At 43.4% G+C, this 16,181-nt stretch carries 13 protein-coding genes and 2 tRNA genes; 2 read left to right on the top strand and 13 right to left on the bottom strand.

The features are described 5' to 3' along the window. Positions 1 to 16: 16 nt before the first annotated feature. The 6 genes from glmU to ACTJLE_RS01825 all read right to left on the bottom strand — a co-directional run bounded on the left by glmU (position 17) and on the right by ACTJLE_RS01825 (position 5,811). Positions 17 to 1,426: a bifunctional UDP-N-acetylglucosamine diphosphorylase/glucosamine-1-phosphate N-acetyltransferase GlmU gene (glmU, locus tag ACTJLE_RS01850; protein ID WP_481267188.1), complete on the bottom strand. Its 1,410-nt coding sequence runs from the start codon at positions 1,424 to 1,426 to the stop codon at positions 17 to 19. A 118-nt stretch (positions 1,427 to 1,544) separates the two neighbouring features. Then, positions 1,545 to 1,615, bottom strand: a tRNA-Gln gene (locus tag ACTJLE_RS01845). 84 nt (positions 1,616 to 1,699) lie between these two features. Next, positions 1,700 to 2,722, bottom strand: coding sequence for a ribose-phosphate diphosphokinase (locus ACTJLE_RS01840; RefSeq protein WP_481267187.1), 1,023 nt, complete (start codon positions 2,720 to 2,722; stop codon positions 1,700 to 1,702). Between the two features lie 127 nt (positions 2,723 to 2,849). Next, the gene (gene nadD / locus ACTJLE_RS01835; RefSeq protein ID WP_481267186.1) at positions 2,850 to 3,662 is read right to left on the bottom strand and encodes a nicotinate-nucleotide adenylyltransferase; all 813 of its coding nucleotides are present in this window, start codon (positions 3,660 to 3,662) and stop codon (positions 2,850 to 2,852) included. Next, positions 3,652 to 4,170, bottom strand: coding sequence for a phosphoribosylglycinamide synthetase (locus tag ACTJLE_RS01830; protein WP_481267185.1), 519 nt, complete (start codon positions 4,168 to 4,170; stop codon positions 3,652 to 3,654). Before ACTJLE_RS01830 ends, nadD begins: the two co-directional genes overlap by 11 nt. A 306-nt stretch (positions 4,171 to 4,476) precedes the next feature. Further along, positions 4,477 to 5,811 (bottom strand): glutamate-5-semialdehyde dehydrogenase, encoded by a 1,335-nt coding sequence (locus ACTJLE_RS01825; protein WP_481267184.1) that lies wholly within the window; start codon positions 5,809 to 5,811, stop codon positions 4,477 to 4,479. Between the two features lie 114 nt (positions 5,812 to 5,925). Here ACTJLE_RS01825 and thrC point away from each other — a divergent pair, with 114 nt between their 5' ends. Continuing rightward, a complete protein-coding gene (gene thrC / locus ACTJLE_RS01820; RefSeq protein WP_481267183.1) occupies positions 5,926 to 7,476 on the top strand; it encodes a threonine synthase in 1,551 nt (516 codons plus the stop codon). A 76-nt stretch (positions 7,477 to 7,552) separates the two neighbouring features. Here the strand turns inward: thrC and ACTJLE_RS01815 are convergent, their stop codons facing one another. The 7 genes from ACTJLE_RS01815 to ACTJLE_RS01785 all read right to left on the bottom strand — a co-directional run bounded on the left by ACTJLE_RS01815 (position 7,553) and on the right by ACTJLE_RS01785 (position 14,533). Continuing rightward, the gene (locus ACTJLE_RS01815; protein WP_481267182.1) at positions 7,553 to 8,380 is read right to left on the bottom strand and encodes a regulatory protein RecX; all 828 of its coding nucleotides are present in this window, start codon (positions 8,378 to 8,380) and stop codon (positions 7,553 to 7,555) included. 84 nt (positions 8,381 to 8,464) lie between these two features. Continuing rightward, the gene (gene recA / locus ACTJLE_RS01810) at positions 8,465 to 9,628 is read right to left on the bottom strand and encodes a recombinase RecA (protein WP_481267181.1); all 1,164 of its coding nucleotides are present in this window, start codon (positions 9,626 to 9,628) and stop codon (positions 8,465 to 8,467) included. A gap of 229 nt (positions 9,629 to 9,857) precedes the next feature. After that, the gene (locus ACTJLE_RS01805) at positions 9,858 to 10,091 is read right to left on the bottom strand and encodes a DUF3046 domain-containing protein (protein ID WP_481267180.1); all 234 of its coding nucleotides are present in this window, start codon (positions 10,089 to 10,091) and stop codon (positions 9,858 to 9,860) included. 10 nt (positions 10,092 to 10,101) lie between these two features. After that, a complete protein-coding gene (locus tag ACTJLE_RS01800) occupies positions 10,102 to 10,764 on the bottom strand; it encodes a CinA family protein (RefSeq protein WP_481267179.1) in 663 nt (220 codons plus the stop codon). Further along, positions 10,761 to 11,468 carry a CDP-diacylglycerol--glycerol-3-phosphate 3-phosphatidyltransferase gene (pgsA, locus tag ACTJLE_RS01795; protein WP_481267178.1) on the bottom strand — a complete coding sequence of 236 codons (708 nt, stop codon included), beginning with the start codon at positions 11,466 to 11,468 and terminating at the stop codon, positions 10,761 to 10,763. Before pgsA ends, ACTJLE_RS01800 begins: the two co-directional genes overlap by 4 nt. 113 nt (positions 11,469 to 11,581) lie before the next feature. Continuing rightward, entirely contained in the window at positions 11,582 to 14,269 is a 2,688-nt protein-coding gene (locus ACTJLE_RS01790) for an FtsK/SpoIIIE family DNA translocase (RefSeq protein ID WP_481267177.1), read from the bottom strand. A 188-nt stretch (positions 14,270 to 14,457) separates the two neighbouring features. After that, positions 14,458 to 14,533 (bottom strand) — tRNA-His (locus tag ACTJLE_RS01785). A 225-nt stretch (positions 14,534 to 14,758) separates the two neighbouring features. Here ACTJLE_RS01785 and purT point away from each other — a divergent pair. Continuing rightward, positions 14,759 to 16,051 (top strand): formate-dependent phosphoribosylglycinamide formyltransferase, encoded by a 1,293-nt coding sequence (gene purT / locus ACTJLE_RS01780; RefSeq protein ID WP_481267176.1) that lies wholly within the window; start codon positions 14,759 to 14,761, stop codon positions 16,049 to 16,051. The last annotated feature ends 130 nt before the right edge of the window (positions 16,052 to 16,181 follow it).

The raw sequence follows: 16,181 nt of genomic DNA, 5'->3' as shown, positions 1-16,181 counted from the left end.
CCGTTTTATAAATAATTTAGCGTTCCCAAGCAGGCTTCCAGCCTTCAATTACGTGCTGCGTATTTTCCGAATACACCATAGAATCAGCCGGAACATCGTGACGCACAACAGAGCCAGCACCAGTAGTTACGCCATCCGCAACATTTACTGGAGCAACAAAAAGATTACCTGCACCAACGTGAACGCCAGAACCAATACTCGTATGATTCTTATGCACGCCATCATAGTTTGCTGTAATAGTGCCGCCACCAATATTCGTATGCTCACCCAAGTCAGCATCGCCAATATAGCTTAAATGCGGAACCTTAGTGCCGTTACCAATATGCGCTTTCTTCATTTCCACGAAAGCGCCGGCTTTACTTTCTTCACCAAGCACGTTTCCTGCGCGCAAATACGTCCACGGACCAATGTTAGCAGCCCTGCAAATATGCGATTCTTGCACGCGCGAACGCTCAACTACAGCATCCTCGTCAACTTGCGCATCAATAAGAGTTGTGTAAGGGCCAACAACAGCGCCGCTTAAAACAGTAGTATGACCTTGAAGGAAGCAGCCAGGAAGAACCGTCACATCTTGAGCAAGAGTAACGTCGTCTTCAATCCAAGTAGTATCCGGATCAAGAATAGTTACGCCTTCAAGCATCCACTTCTCGCACACGCGCTTATTATAAGCTTTTGCGAGCGCAGCCAATTGCACTCGCGTATTTACGCCTTCTACAGTAAGAGAATCTGGAGCAGACATTGCGCCCACATGACCAAACTTTCGAGCATGTTCCAAAGCGTCCGTTAAGTAGAATTCGCCTTGAGCATTTTGAGAATTGAGATTTGCGATTGCGTCACTTAGCACATCGGCATCAAACACGTATACGGAAGTGTTTACTTCTTTAATTGCAAGCTCTCCAGCATTTGCATCCTTATGCTCTACGATTCGCAAAACGTCACCGTTAGCTTCGCGAACAATACGACCGTAGCCAGTAGAATCGTCTAATACTGCTGTAAGAACCGTTGCTACATTGCCGTTATTGTTATGAAAATCTACTAAAGATTGAAGAGTTTGAGTGTCCAAAAGAGGCATATCGCTTGCTGCAATTAATACAGCTCCTTTTAGTGATTCTCCAGTTTCTTTTTTTGCGATTTCGTTAAGATCTTTAATAGCGCACTGCACTGCACGGCCAGTTCCTGGAGTTTCGTCCTGATTTACAATATGCACATTCTTGTTATAGCTAACAGCGGCAGCGGTTACGAGTTCAGCTTGCGCATGCACAACTACAGCAAGTTTATTAGGATTTACGCCAGCCATAGCATCCATAACACGATTTAAGAAAGTTTTTCCAGCAAACGGATGCAAAACTTTCGGCATTGCAGAACGCATGCGCGTCCCCTCACCTGCTGCCAAAATAATTGCTGCAGCTACCTCATGCTTTTCCACGCAAGCTCCTTCACTTAAATTCACTTAAAAAATTTATACCGTATTTAATTCTATTACGTCTTACCGCTTACACAAAGCAAAAACGCTACCCGGTTAAACCAAGTAGCGTTTATACAAGCTCCCTCACCTGGATTCGAACCAAGACAAAGGGTTCCAAAGACCCGTGTGCTGCCATTACACCATGAGGGAACGGCGGAAAAACCGCCAAGTCACCATTATGCCATAATAATAAAAAACGTCAAATTGGCGTGGCGCACACGCACATTATTGGGTTTATGCAAATAGGAAGCCTTGGCCGTGATGCTCTGGGTAAGTGTCGAAAAGCTTTGCAACAGAACCATCTTCAAACACTGCTTTAATTGCGCTTGCAAGAAGAGGAGCAATTGAAAGAACAGTTAAACCATCCCAACGCTTTTCTTCAGGAATAGGCACAGTGTCCGTCAACACAACTTCGCGAGCGCCGCAATTCTTCAAACGTTCAACAGCAGGGCCAGAAAGCACACCGTGAGTTGCAACAACCGTAACCGACTTAGCGCCAGCTTCCTTCAACACGTTGCAAGCACCAGCAATAGTGCCAGCAGTATCAATCAAGTCGTCAACCATAACGCAATCGCGACCAGCAACGTCACCAACAACGCGGTTTGCAACAGTCTTATTCGGGCATGTAATATCGCGAGTCTTATGCACAAATGCCAAAGGACCGCCGCCCAAACGCTGCGCCCACTGTTCTGCAACGCGAATACGACCAGCATCTGGAGACACAACAGTTACATTTGCAAGATCGTCACGGAAACGATCACGCACGTAATCAACCAAAACTGGCATAGCAATCAAGTGATCAACTGGACCATCGAAGAAGCCTTGAGACTGAGCAGCGTGCAAATCAACGCTCATAATGCGGTCAGCGCCAGCAGTCTTAAGCAAATCAAACATCAAACGGCAAGAAATAGGCTCACGTCCGCGATGCTTCTTATCTTGACGAGAATAGCCAAGAAGTGGGCAAACTGCGGTAATAGAACGAGCAGACGCACGCTTCAAAGCGTCAATCATAATCAACTGTTCCATAATGGACTTGTTAACAGGGTCGCTGTGACTTTGCAACACGAACACATCCGTACCGCGCACAGACTGCGTATAACGAACATACATTTCGCCATTAGCAAAATCGTAAGCCGTTGTTTCAAGTACATCAATGCCAAGCTGATCTGCTACATCGCGCGCAAGCTTTGGATGGGCGCGACCGGTAACAAGAACAAGGTTTTTATCTGGCTTTCCTTCAAGGACGATGCTCACCATATCTCCAAACGTTAGTTCGCTTTAGTTCGCGAAATGAACATAATTAATAGTAACTTTTTGCGAAGACTTGCAGCAACAAGCCGAAGATATCAATTAAAATACGATTAAAATACCGACGAAAATAAAGTTAGGAACGATACAATCCGTGCTTAACGATGTATTGCACAACGCCGTCAGGAACTAAATACCAAACTGGCTCACCGTGTTCAGCGCGACGACGAACATCCGTAGAAGAAATCGACAAAGCCGGAATCTCCAAAATATCAACCGGTAAATGTTTCGAATCACAATGAACCATGTCATCACAGTGCATTACAACGCCAGTGTCATTCGTTAACGGCTCTCGAGGAAGCAAAAGCGAATTAGAATCAGCCAACTTTTCCGGCCTTGAATACCCCGGGCGAGTAACAGCCACGAAACGCGCCAAATTCCACATTTCGCGCGCATTCTTCCATTGCATAATCTCCGCAACAGCGTCCGCGCCAGTAATAAAGAACAATTCCGCATCCGGATGCTGAGCGCGAATATCTCGCAAAGTATCAATAGTGTAAGTCACTCCCGGACGGTCAATATCAACTCTAGAAACAGTAAATTTAGGGTTAGAAGCCGTTGCAATAACCGTCATTAAATAACGATCTTCAGCATTCGTAACTTTTTTATCAAGCTTAAAAACAGGCCTACCGGTTGGAACAAAAATAACCTCGTCCAAATCATAAACCCACGCAACTTCCGAAGCTGCAACCAAGTGGCCATTATGAATAGGATCAAAAGTTCCACCCATAATACCAATTCGTTGACGCTCATGAACGTTACCGCGAGCAGAAGTGCGCTTACGAGTTGAATTTGCTACAGCAGGAGGAACTGATTCTTTTCCAGTGAACGAGCCCTGAAACAAGTCAGACATTCGACGCTCTTCATCCGTGCGAGCTTCAGGATTCATACGATTCAGATTCCTTATCTTCCTCTTGCGTTTCGTTCACTACTCCAGAAGCAACATTCGCACTATCCGGATTAATATTGCCGATTTCCTCACTCCACTCATCTTGCACAACGCGCTGAATTTCAGAAAAAGTCGGCAACGGGAAACCAGGCTCGTACACGCTACGAATATTTGCCACAGACTCCGTGATTTGAGCAAGCATATCTGTCATGCCATTAACATCGTGCGCGCGCTCTAATTCACTAAATTTAGTAATTTGCGTCTCCATATTGCGCATGTGCAAAAGAACATTTTCGAATGTATCTTCTTCCGGAAGAGTCACATCGTTAGAATCTGAATCCGGCCAACCCATTAACACGGCATCTGCATACTCGAGTGAAGAACGCTGTTGCGCGGAGGCAATACCATCCTCAATTTGCACTAAAAACACGTAGCGCACAATCGACAAGCGCTCAGCTGCAATATCAAGCGCTTCAGCAGGAGTCATATTCACATTATTCTCAGGCATACTATTAGGCATACTCTTACATTACCGCCACGTAACTATTAAAACCAGTACATATAATTTTTACTTGCTTGGTGTGGCGCGCCGCTCCAAACACGAGGAAACTATCTCGCATTTGGAGGGTTTAAGGCCACTCATCGCTCCAAACGCGGGGAAATCATCTCGCATTTGGAGGGTCTAAGGCCACTCATCGCTCCAAACGCGGGGAAATCATCTCGCATTTGGAGGGTCTAAGGCCACTCATCGCTCCAAACACGAGAAAACCACCTCACATTTGGAGCGCGCGAACGTACACGCTCAGTGCAAAAACTATAAACGAACTTGACCGCTGCCGTAGCCGATCCATTTGGTTGTGGTCATTTCGCGCAAACCCATCGGGCCTCTTGCATGCAATTTTTGCGTCGATATTCCAAGCTCCGCACCAAAGCCGAACTCCCCACCATCCGTAAAGCGCGTCGAAGCGTTCACCATCACTACTGCTGAATCTACATTCGCAATAAAACGCTGAATAGTAGCGTAATCTTCAGCAATAATTGTTTCAGTATGCCCTGTGGAATATTTAGCTATATGATTTGCAGCCTCGAAGTCATCTTCCACAATTTTTACACCCATATTTAGCGACAAATACTCGCGCTTCCAATCATCGCCGTTTGCGTGCTCAAGTTGCAAACCAGCAATATTAGCATTTTGCAAAATTTCGTAAGATTTCTCGTCAGCATGCAAAATAACATTATGTTCAGCTAAAGCAGCGCCAACTTGCGGTAAAAATTCTTGCGCAATATTCTTATGCACCAGCAATTTTTCTGCAGCATTGCACACGCCTACGCGCTGAGTTTTTGCATTAATAACAATCGGGATTGCTTTTTTAATATCAGCGCTTTCATCAACATAAATATGCACGTTGCCAGCTCCAGTTTCAATAACCGGCACTGTAGACTCTTGGACAACCGTAGCAATAAGATTTGCGCTGCCTCGAGGAACCAGAACGTCAATATGCCCGTGCGCGTGCATCATTGCCGTAGCTCCCGATCTTCCCAAATCGTCAACCGACTGAATTAAATTCGCACTAAAATTAGCTTCTTTAAGAACCGACTGAATAACCTCAATGCTGGCATGATTCGTATGCTGAGCTGCACTTCCACCGCGCAAAATCGCAGCATTACCGGACTTTATGCACAAAGCTGCAACATCAATAGTTACATTCGGGCGAGCCTCATAAATCATTCCCATAACGCCAATTGGCACGCGCACTTGCGAAAGCTTAATTCCATTAGGAAGAGTGTACCCACGAACTACTTCCCCAACAGGATCTTGCAATTGCGCAATATTTCTAACGCTTTGAGCAGATTTTTTAATGCGCTCTTCGTCAAATTTAAGCCTGTCGAGCTTTCCTTCATCCATGCCGTGCGCTTTAGCTTCATTTAAATCTTTTTCATTAGCGGCAGCAATACGCGAAGCTGCTAAATCCAAAGCGTCTGCCATTTTTTCAAGAAGCTCATTTTTTGTTCTAGTATCCGTTTTGGAAAAGTCTCGCCAAGCAAGCCTTGCTGAATCTGCACGCTCATTAACTAAATCGTCAACGCTCAACGTTCCCCCTTGTAGATTATTGACGTTATTTTCCTGTTTAGAATCAAAAGTTGTCATAAATATGAGATTAGCACACGCCCGTTCGCCCAGCGCTTCAGGTACCATATTTTATAGCAGACTTGCAAATAATTTGCTAAGTATTCCATATAAACACTTGGTTACGGAGACATTATGGCAAAAGATACAGCTACTTTCCATAGCACGCGTTCGCAAAAGCCAACATGCACAGCCAAACAGGCAATTCGTCAAGGTATTGCTGAAGATGGCGGATTATTTGTAGACGATAGTCTAGGAAGCGTACGTTACGATATTTCTAATTTGCCAAACAAAACGTATCAAGAAATTGCGCAAGATGTTTTGCAAATTTTGCTTCCTGATTATTCTAAAGAAGAACTTTCTGATTGCATAAAACTTGCTTACGGAGATCAATGGTCGGATTCTGCTATTACGCCTCTTGCGCAGCTTGGTTCAACTAAAGATTATGTTATGGAACTTTTCCACGGGCCTACTTGCGCTTTTAAAGACGTAGCTTTGCAAATGTTGCCGCAATTAATGTCTCGAACCCAAAGCCAAAGTGAAACCCAAAGCCAAAGTGAAGATGGCGAGTCACAAAGCAATCAAAAAGTTATGATTCTTACCGCAACTTCTGGAGATACTGGAAAAGCAGCTTTGGCTGGTTTTGCGGACGTTCCTGGCACTTCTATGATTACTTTCTACCCAGAAGGCAAAGTTAGCCGCGTTCAAGAATTGCAAATGACAACTCAAACCGGCGAGAACGTGCGAGTTTGCGCAGTTCGCGGCAATTTTGACGATGCTCAAACTGGCGTAAAGCAAATATTTACTAATAGTGAGCTTACTAAAAATCTGAAGGAGAACGAAAACACTTCGCTATCTTCAGCTAATTCGATTAATGTTGGCAGGCTTGTGCCGCAAGTCGTGTACTATTTTGCGGCTTATAAGCAGCTTGTTGAGCGTAAAGCAGTAAAGCTTGGTGACGAAGTTGAGTTTTGCGTGCCGACTGGCAATTTTGGCGATATTCTTGCAGGATATTACGCAAAAATGCTTGGTCTTCCTGTAAAACATCTTATTGTTGCAAGCAATAGCAATAACGTTCTATTTGATTTTTTGGTAAGCGGCACTTATAACCGTCAGCGCACTTTCCACCACACTGTTGCTCCTTCTATGGATATTCTAGTTTCTTCCAATTTGGAGCGAATGCTTTATTACATGTGCGATAAAGATACGCGTTTGATTCAAATGCTTATGAACGATTTAGCTCAGTGGGGTGCGTTTGAGATTCCTGAAGATTTGCTCGCTAAAATACGCAATCTATTTGGTTGCGGATGGGCAAATGAGAATCAGATTCGTGACGCTATTAACGATTGCTGGAACAAATATAAGTATATGATTGATCCTCATACTGCTTGCGGCTACTTCGTTATGCAACATATTCCACATGACGAAAGCGTGCCGCGAGTGCTTTTAAGCACTGCAAGCCCGTATAAATTCCCACGAGTTGTGGCTCAAGCTTTGTCTCTTCAAAACGTGCAAGATATGAACGATTTTGAGTGCATGGATGCTCTTAGTAAAGAAACTAATACGAAAGCTCCTAGTATGCTTCGCAATCTTGAAAAGCAAACGCCAAGATTTACTGACGTTATTGATATTGCAGAAATGCCTGATTACGTTAAAGAGCACTCACATAATTTTGCGCAAATTTAGTAAGTAAGATTTAGTTAGGAAGATTTAGTAGCTAAATCTAATAGAACAGGCCGGTTTATAATAAGCCGGCCTTTTTCTATTCTTCTTCGCTATTCGTAAATAAAGCGTTATACACTTCGTTAATAATGCTTAAATCATGCCCTTTTCTAGCGGCTGTAGCGAAAAATCTTCGCCTTCTAACTAAAGGCTCAAGATTTTTTGTGCGTTGAGCAGTTTTTCGCCCAAGTTCCCAAGCAGCTTCGGTAAACATTCCTAACTCTTGAGCTTCAGCCATACAACTAGAAATTGCCGCAGAATCAACATTTTTACGATGCAATTCCATGCGAGTAGCTCTAACTCCAAGCATTCTAGCAACACAAGAGCGGATTACTGCTTTTGCATATTGATTGTCGTCAAGAAAACGCAATTCCAGCAAACGCTGAATAACCGTGTTAACAACTTCCTCATCATAGCCTTTTTCTTTAAGACGTTGACGCATATCCGCTACTGAGCGTGGCGCATAGTCCAAAAGACGCAAAGCAGCTTCTTTGCAATCATCTTCGTTAGTTTTAACGACTTTACTTCCGCTATTTTCACTGCTTTCGTAAGGCTTGTCGTTTTCGTAAGGCTCATCGCTTCCGAAGTACGTATTGCTTTCGCAAGACGCATCGCTTCCGCAATATTCACTACTTTCGTAAGGCTCATCGCTTCCGCAAATCTCATCGCTTAAATCACATGCATTCGTGCTTTTTACATACGGCATGTTATTTGTATAATTTTTCGCACCTAGCAATTTCGATTTATGCGATGCACGTTTAGCATTGCGCTTACGAGTATTGAGAGTGACGTTATTACTTTCGTCACTCTCTTCCTCGTTAAGCACTACAGGATGATTGCGAAGAAAACTTGCTACACTAATCACCATATTGCGTTCGCTTTATTTAATTTCCGCTACTATTTTTCAGCTACTACTTTTCAGCAGTAGTTTTCCGCTAGTACTTTTCTGCTACTACTTTTCTGCAGTAGTTTTTTCCGCAGTAGTTTTTTCCGCAGAAGACTTGCTAGTAGCACCATCTGTATCAGCATCTGGTTTATCCAATTCAGGATCTTCAGCAAACTGATCTTCCGGATGCATTAAGCCTAATGCGGCTTTAATCTTTTCGCTAATCTCTTCCGTAATAGCCGGGTTATCTTTCAAGAACTTACGAACGTTTTCTCGACCCTGTCCAAGCTGTTCACCTTCATAAGTGAACCAAGAACCGGATTTCTTAATAACATTAGCTTGCAAGCCCATGTCGATAACAGAACCTTCTGTGGAAATACCTTCGCCGTAAAGCACATCAAATTCAGCAGTCTTAAATGGCGGAGCCATCTTATTCTTAACAATCTTCACTTTAGTGCGATTGCCAATTGCTTCTTCGCCTTCTTTAATAGTGGAAACTCTACGAATATCCATACGCACAGACGCGTAGAATTTCAAAGCTTTACCACCAGTTGTTGTTTCTGGATTTCCAAAGAACACACCAATTTTTTCACGAAGCTGATTAATAAAAATAGCAGTAGTTCCAGCTTGAGAAAGAGCACCAGTCATTTTTCGCAATGCTTGGCTCATTAAACGAGCTTGCAAACCAACGTGACTATCCCCCATATCACCGTCAATTTCAGCTTTAGGAACAAGTGCTGCAACAGAATCAACAACAATAACATCTAAAGCTCCAGAACGAATAAGCATATCCGCAATTTCCAAAGCTTGCTCACCATTATCTGGCTGAGAAACAATAAGCGCATCAGTATCAACACCAAGCTTACGCGCGTATACAGGGTCCAAAGCGTGCTCAGCATCAATAAACGCTGCAACACCGCCGTTTCGTTGAGCGTTGGCAACAATATGCAACGCCAATGTTGTTTTACCAGAAGATTCCGGACCATACACTTCAACAATACGTCCGCGAGGCACACCGCCAATGCCCAAAGCGGTATCCAACGCAATAGAACCAGTAGGAATAACTTCTACATCTTGCATAGGCCTATCACCTAAACGCATTGCAGAACCTTTTCCATATTGACGTTCTACATTAGCTAACGCAGTTTCCAACGCTGCTTGACGGCGTGGATCTGCTTTATCGGCATCAATAAGGCGATCAATACTGCTTTTACCTTTTGCTTGCGCCATGTTTACTACTCCTTTCGCATGCCGTTATGTATCGAACGACCTTAGTTCCATACACGATGCTAATGCAAGCGCTTTTGAGCAATGTGGATAAAAGCTAAAGCTAAATATTCACCATGACGCTTGATTGCGCTGCAATTATTTCAACAACTACAAGTATACACTTTATACGAACATTTGTTCGATACTGCGTGTCTTGCTTATTTTCCGCGAAAAATACTTAAAAACACATTCAGCAAGCTGGCATAGGAGGGGCGTTATGATCCTTACCCCAACGCTTACTATCCGGAATGCCCATATGATCACACAGAACATTCCACACTACTCGAGGCTCAATTCCAGCTTCTAAAGCCTCACAAACACTCATACCACCAAGCTTTTGCAAACCTTGATCACGCGCAATACTGCGTCCTAATTCTCTACCAAAAATCTCTTCAAGCAACTGCCAAAATTCGCGCTCGCGCATAACAATCCCCCTACTTATTGCTTAATAGAGACAGCAAATCATTCAACATTCCTAATAAAGTATGCACTGTAGAGCGACGCACTTGTTCACGACTGCCATCTAAACGCAATTCAAAAACAAGAACGATATTGCCGTTAGAATCATAATTCCAAAAATCACTCACGCAATCAAATTCAAGAAAGCTTCGAGATTTTTGCAAAATGCAGTCACTAAAATCGCAAACTTTAGGCAAACGAATTCCCACATAAACCAATCCTGCAGGCTTATTGCCATCAGGACCAGGGCCTGCAACACCAGTTGTTGACAATCCGATTATAGGGAATCGAGAATCATCTGCAGAATCATCTGCAGATTGATCTTCATACTTCCAACCAGCGCCACGGTATATGCGGGATGTTCCAACTGCCATTTGCATAGCAACATCTTTATAAACGGCACCTTCAGTTTGTAAAAGATTAGCGTCAACGCCTAAAATTTTAGATTTTGCGTGAATATCATACGTAACAGCAGATCCGCAAAAAACTTTAGAAGCGCCCGGAACAGACACAAAAGCGTCAGCTAAAAGTCCGCCGGTTAAAGATTCAGCTGCAGAAATATGAAAACCTAGCTGCACACTATTATCTAGTATGTGCGCAGCTAGGATTTCAGTAGATAAAGATGAAATATTACTCATTGCAACGGTGGCAATGGAGCCGGTGCGCTTTGTGAACTAAAGCGAGAATCATTCAAACGAGACTCATCCGCGTGAGAATCATCGGAATTTTTCTCAAAGAAAGCGCTATAAACGTACAACACTGCAGAATAGAATGCAAAGCCCAAAGAAATACCAAGCAAACCAAAAGCTACAGCATAGTAAGAAATAACCCAAGAAGGAAGCTGAACATCCTGGAACATCGCAACCATTGGCAAAAGAATCATCGAAATGCCAACTGTTTGCGTAAGAGTCTTATACTTTCCAGCGGAAGATGCAGGAATAACCTTGCCACCCCTCTTGATCACGTAAAAACGCACTAAAGTAATGCTAATTTCACGAACTAGGAACAAAATTGTTATCCACCAATAAATCTCATTAAAGATTGAAGCAATCACTAATGCAGACAAAACAAGGATTTTATCCGCAATTGGATCAAGCAATTTTCCCAATTCTGTAACTTGGTGATATTTACGAGCCATCCAACCGTCAAGTTTATCGGTTACAGCTGCAATAACAAACAAAGCAAAAGCAGCCCAACGCAACGAAACAGACTGGAAGCCCCACTCACCTGAAAGCAAATATAAAACAATAAAAACAAGTGACAGTACAATACGTACATAAGTCACGATATTAGGAGCACAATTCCAGCCATCGAAAAATGACTTCTTTGCATTCTTTCTCATACGCATGTTTTTATCCTATCGCAAACTAAAAACTTATAACTGCCACTAAAGAGTGCTTCAACATATAATACACTACTTTATAACGTATTTTATAACGTATTTTATAACGTATTTTATAACGAATCCGACTCACCGCGAATAAACGCCAAAACTTTAGGCAAATCTTCCGGCTGAACCAAAACTTCGCGAGCTTTAGAACCTTCAGAAGGCCCCACAACTCCTCGAGATTCAAGCAAATCCATAAGTCGGCCAGCCTTAGCAAAACCAACACGCAGCTTTCGCTGAAGCATCGAAGTTGAACCAAACTGCGAGCCAACCACAAGCTCAGCCGCTTGAAGCAGCTCGTCCATATCGTCGCCAATATCGCTTGTTTTAAGCTTGTTTTGAGCTTGAGCATCCGCTTTTTGAGCCATTTGCTCAATATCTTCACGATACTTCGGCTTGCGCTGAGTGCGCACGTATTCCACAGCTTTACGAATCTCCGACTCGCTCACCCACGAGCCTTGCACGCGCTGAGGCTTAGCAGCACCCATTGGAAGGAACAAAGCGTCACCTTGACCAATCAATGTTTCTGCACCAACAGTATCCAAAATAACTCTGGAATCAGTTGCAGAAGATGTAGCGAAAGCCAAGCGAGAAGGAATATTCGCTTTAATTAAGCCCGTTACAACGTCAACAGATGGACGCTGAGTAGCAAGAACCAGATGCACGCCTGCAGCTCGAGCAAGCTGAGTAATGCGCTGAATAGAACTTTCCACGTCGTTCTTTGCAACCATCATTAAATCAGCCATCTCGTCCACAACCACAAGCAAATACGGGTATGGAGCAACTTTTCGCTCAGATCCAGCAGGAGCGTGAACTTTGCCTTCGCGCACAGCCTTGTTGAAATCCTTTACATGACGGAAACCAAAGAATTGCAGGTCGTCGTAGCGAGCATCCATCTCTTTAACAACCCACTCAAGAGCTTGAGCTGCCTTCTTAGGATCCGTAATAATCGGCGTAAGCAAATGCGGAATACCAGCGTACGCAGAAAGCTCCACGCGCTTAGGATCAACCATAATCATGCGAACTTGCTCAGGAGTTGCACGCATAATAATTGAAGTAAGCATTGAGTTAATAAAACTCGACTTACCAGAGCCTGTAGCGCCAGCAACAAGCAAATGCGGCATTTTATCTAGAGCTGCAGTTACGAAATGACCTTCAACATCTTTTCCAACGCCTGTAAGCATTGGGTTAGGATCGTTCATGGCTTTTTGCGAGCGCAAAACATCTCCCAAATGCACAATTTCGCGGTCGACGTTTGGAATTTCAATACCGATTGCCGACTTTCCTGGAATTGGAGACAAAATACGCACATCCGTACTTGCTACAGCGTACGCAATATTTTTTTGCAAATTCGTAACTTTTTCAACTTTTACGCCAGGTCCAAGCTCAACCTCGTACTGCGTAACAGAAGGACCTCTTAGGAATCCGATTACGCGCGCATCAACATCAAACTGCTCAAAAGTGGAAGTTAGAGCACGAATAACATTGTCGTTTGCTGGAGTTCTAGCAGCATGAGGCTTTCCATAAGCAAGAATGTTCAAATCAGGAAGCTGGTACGGTTGCAAAGAAGAATCGTCATAAGAGTTTAAATTATTTTTGGCACTTTCGTCGTCGCAATTATCTTCGTTTTCTTGATCTTTTCGATACTGATCCATACGTTCCGCTGGAATGCTGGACCACGGGTCGCTAGCAGAGCTAGTAGGACCGCTCATAGGAGCTTTTGGCATAGTATCAATAGACATTACTGGCGAAGAGGAAGCAGTTCTTGGAACAACGCGCTCAGAATCCTCATCTTGCTGTGCGCTTACATAATTATTTTGGATTCCAGCATCGCTACTTACGGTTCGCATACGCTTCGGCTCATCGCTTTGGATTTCCTCATTCGCATCCCCATGTACTGCTGCAGCATGAGAAAACGCGTCATCGCCTGCGTATTCGTCAAGAAGCTCGTCTTTATTATTATTTTTCTTGCGATTAAATAACGAATTCCACAGTTTAGATAAAACAGAATTTTCAGCAGTTTTATTATTTTTTTCAGAAGATTCGTCATGAGTTGGAACACCTTCTGCGAATTCCAAAGGTTTTTGACTATCTTTATTATCATCTTTTGAAACGCTATTTTCTGTATTATCAGACGAGTTAGCTGAATTTTTAGTCTTATTTGCAAAAAGTCCAACCAAAAATTGAGCTACATCCGTTACGTGAAGACGAGTTATTAGCAATATTGAAAAAAGAGCAAAAATTACAAAAATTATAAGAGCAAAAATACGCGAAAGACCCCAAGATATAGGAGATCCCAATGCGAAACCTATTAAACCACCATATTTTTGTACGGTTTCGAAACTAAAAGCGTGATGTTTAGCAGCAAAAGCAATATCAATAATCGAGCATATGGAGCATAAAAGCGTCACAAAACCGCCAATAACATAAGGATTTCCGGAACCGGAACCACTATTTCGCATTAAACGAATTGCAACAACGCTTAACCATATTGGGAGCACAACGCTCATAACACCAAAAATGCTAGAAGCTATAGTATGCAACCAAACGCCAATAAAACCGCTTACATGGAACCATTCAGAAGCGCAGAATAATACGGCAAGAACTAGCATAACAAAGCATAAGCCGTCTCTGCGGTAAGCTTCATCGTACTCACCTACTCCAAAAAGTGAGCGAACTGTTTTGCCTAAAATTCGTGGCACAAACAGAAGTGCAGTTTCCCACCATGGTTCTTTAGGCGCTGCCTTACCAGCCATACAATACTCCTTCTGCACCATGCGCTATTAGTACGCAATGTCATCATCAACAACACACATGTGTAACCATACCAGTTTACTCCATAGCTGAATTTATTTAAATGAAGCGCCTGCTGCTTGCCGCTTACCCCTATTACCCCACCATTTCGCAAAACAAAAAAACGGCAGGTATTTACCTGCCGTTTAAGTGGGGTGGCTAACGCGGCTTGAACGCGCGACCTTCTGAACCACAATCAGATGCTCTACCGACTGAGCTATAGCCACCATGTGCACGAAACATAAAGAATCACACAACAGAGGAATACTATACACGATTTCCTCGATTTACGCTAGCGCAACACACTTCGGCGCGTCGTAATATATATTTCTATTCATCATACTCATATTCGTGTTGTGGAGATTTGAGATTTTTCGCACTGAGCGCATACGCTCGCGCCACACCAAACAAAAATTGCTTAGTTCGACAATAGCAAATGCAACAATAGAAGCATGAGTTTTTCTGAGCAAAATCAGCGCATATTTGGCGTAACTGAAAACAGCAACAACACGACGGCACTTCTTCTTGGCTCAGGCGAGCTTGGCAAGGAAATTGCGATTGAGCTTATGCGGTTAGGCGTGCGCGTTTGCGCAGCAGACAGCTATAAGAACGCTCCTGCAATGCAAATAGCTCACGAATACAGAGTGCTAGACATGTCTGATGCTACTTCTCTTCAAAATCTTATTGACGAAGTGCATCCGAATATTATTATTCCGGAAGTTGAAGCAATCGCAACTAAAGTTTTGAAATGTGCTGCTCGCAATAATATCCAGGTTGTTCCTAGCGCAGATATTGCAGCAATTGCAATGGATCGCGAGCGCTTGCGTAGAATTGCTCACGAAGATTTAGGTTTGCCTACTACACCGTACAGTTTTGCGTCTTCTTACGAGGAATTAAATGATGGCGCAAAAAGCGTTGGCTACCCTTGCGTTGTTAAGCCTGTTATGAGCTCTTCCGGCCACGGCCAGTCTATAGTTAGAAGCCCAGAAGCGCTTAAAGCTGCGTGGGATGAGGCTCAGCATGGAAGGCGTGCGGCAGCTGGACACGAAAACGAGTGTTCTCGCATTATTGTTGAAGCTTTAGCTCCGCTTGACTACGAGCTTACAGTTTTGACAATAAGCTCTTGCGCAGGAATTACTACTTGCGAACCGATTGCGCAACGTCAGCAGGATGGCGATTATAGGGAATCTTGGCAGCCTGCAAATATTCCGGAAAAAGTACTAAATAATGCGAAAAATATTGCGCAACGCGCCGTAGAAGGTTTAACTAATATTGCGCATGATGCAAACGAAACCGGTTGGGGTGTTTACGGCGTTGAGCTGTTTGTGTTAAAAGATGGCTCGTTGCTTTTTAATGAGCTTTCCCCTCGCCCGCACGATACTGGCATGGTAACTATGATTTCGCAGCATTACAGCGAGTTTGCGCTTCATGCGCTCGCTATTTTAGGTGTGCCTGTTACAGCAAACTACACTTCGCTTTCGCTAAAAGATAACGAGGTTGCTTCAAGTCATGCGATTGTTGTTAAAAGCGAAGGAGAAGTTGGCTTTACTAACATTTCCAATGCTTTACAAACGGACGAAAATTATCGAAGCAACTTGCGTATTTTCTCTAAGCCTTCAGTTCACGGACACAGGCGTATGGCTGTAGCTCTTGCTACGGGATGTAGCCAAGAGGAAGCAAGAAACAATGCGACACGCATTGCAAGAGCATTGCATACGGATAGTGCGAATGCTGCAATACTTTGAAAATAAAGGTATTAAACAATAATTTATATTGCGACTAGGCAATATTTATCGGAAATTTTGTAGGCAACAATTGTTACGCTAATCGTGCTGGCCAAGGTCAGGTAAACCTACAAATACTGTTGGTTTGCGC

The organism is Gardnerella sp. CCPDSM, assembly GCF_056754715.1.
This window is presented reverse-complemented; position numbering and strand designations above follow the sequence as displayed.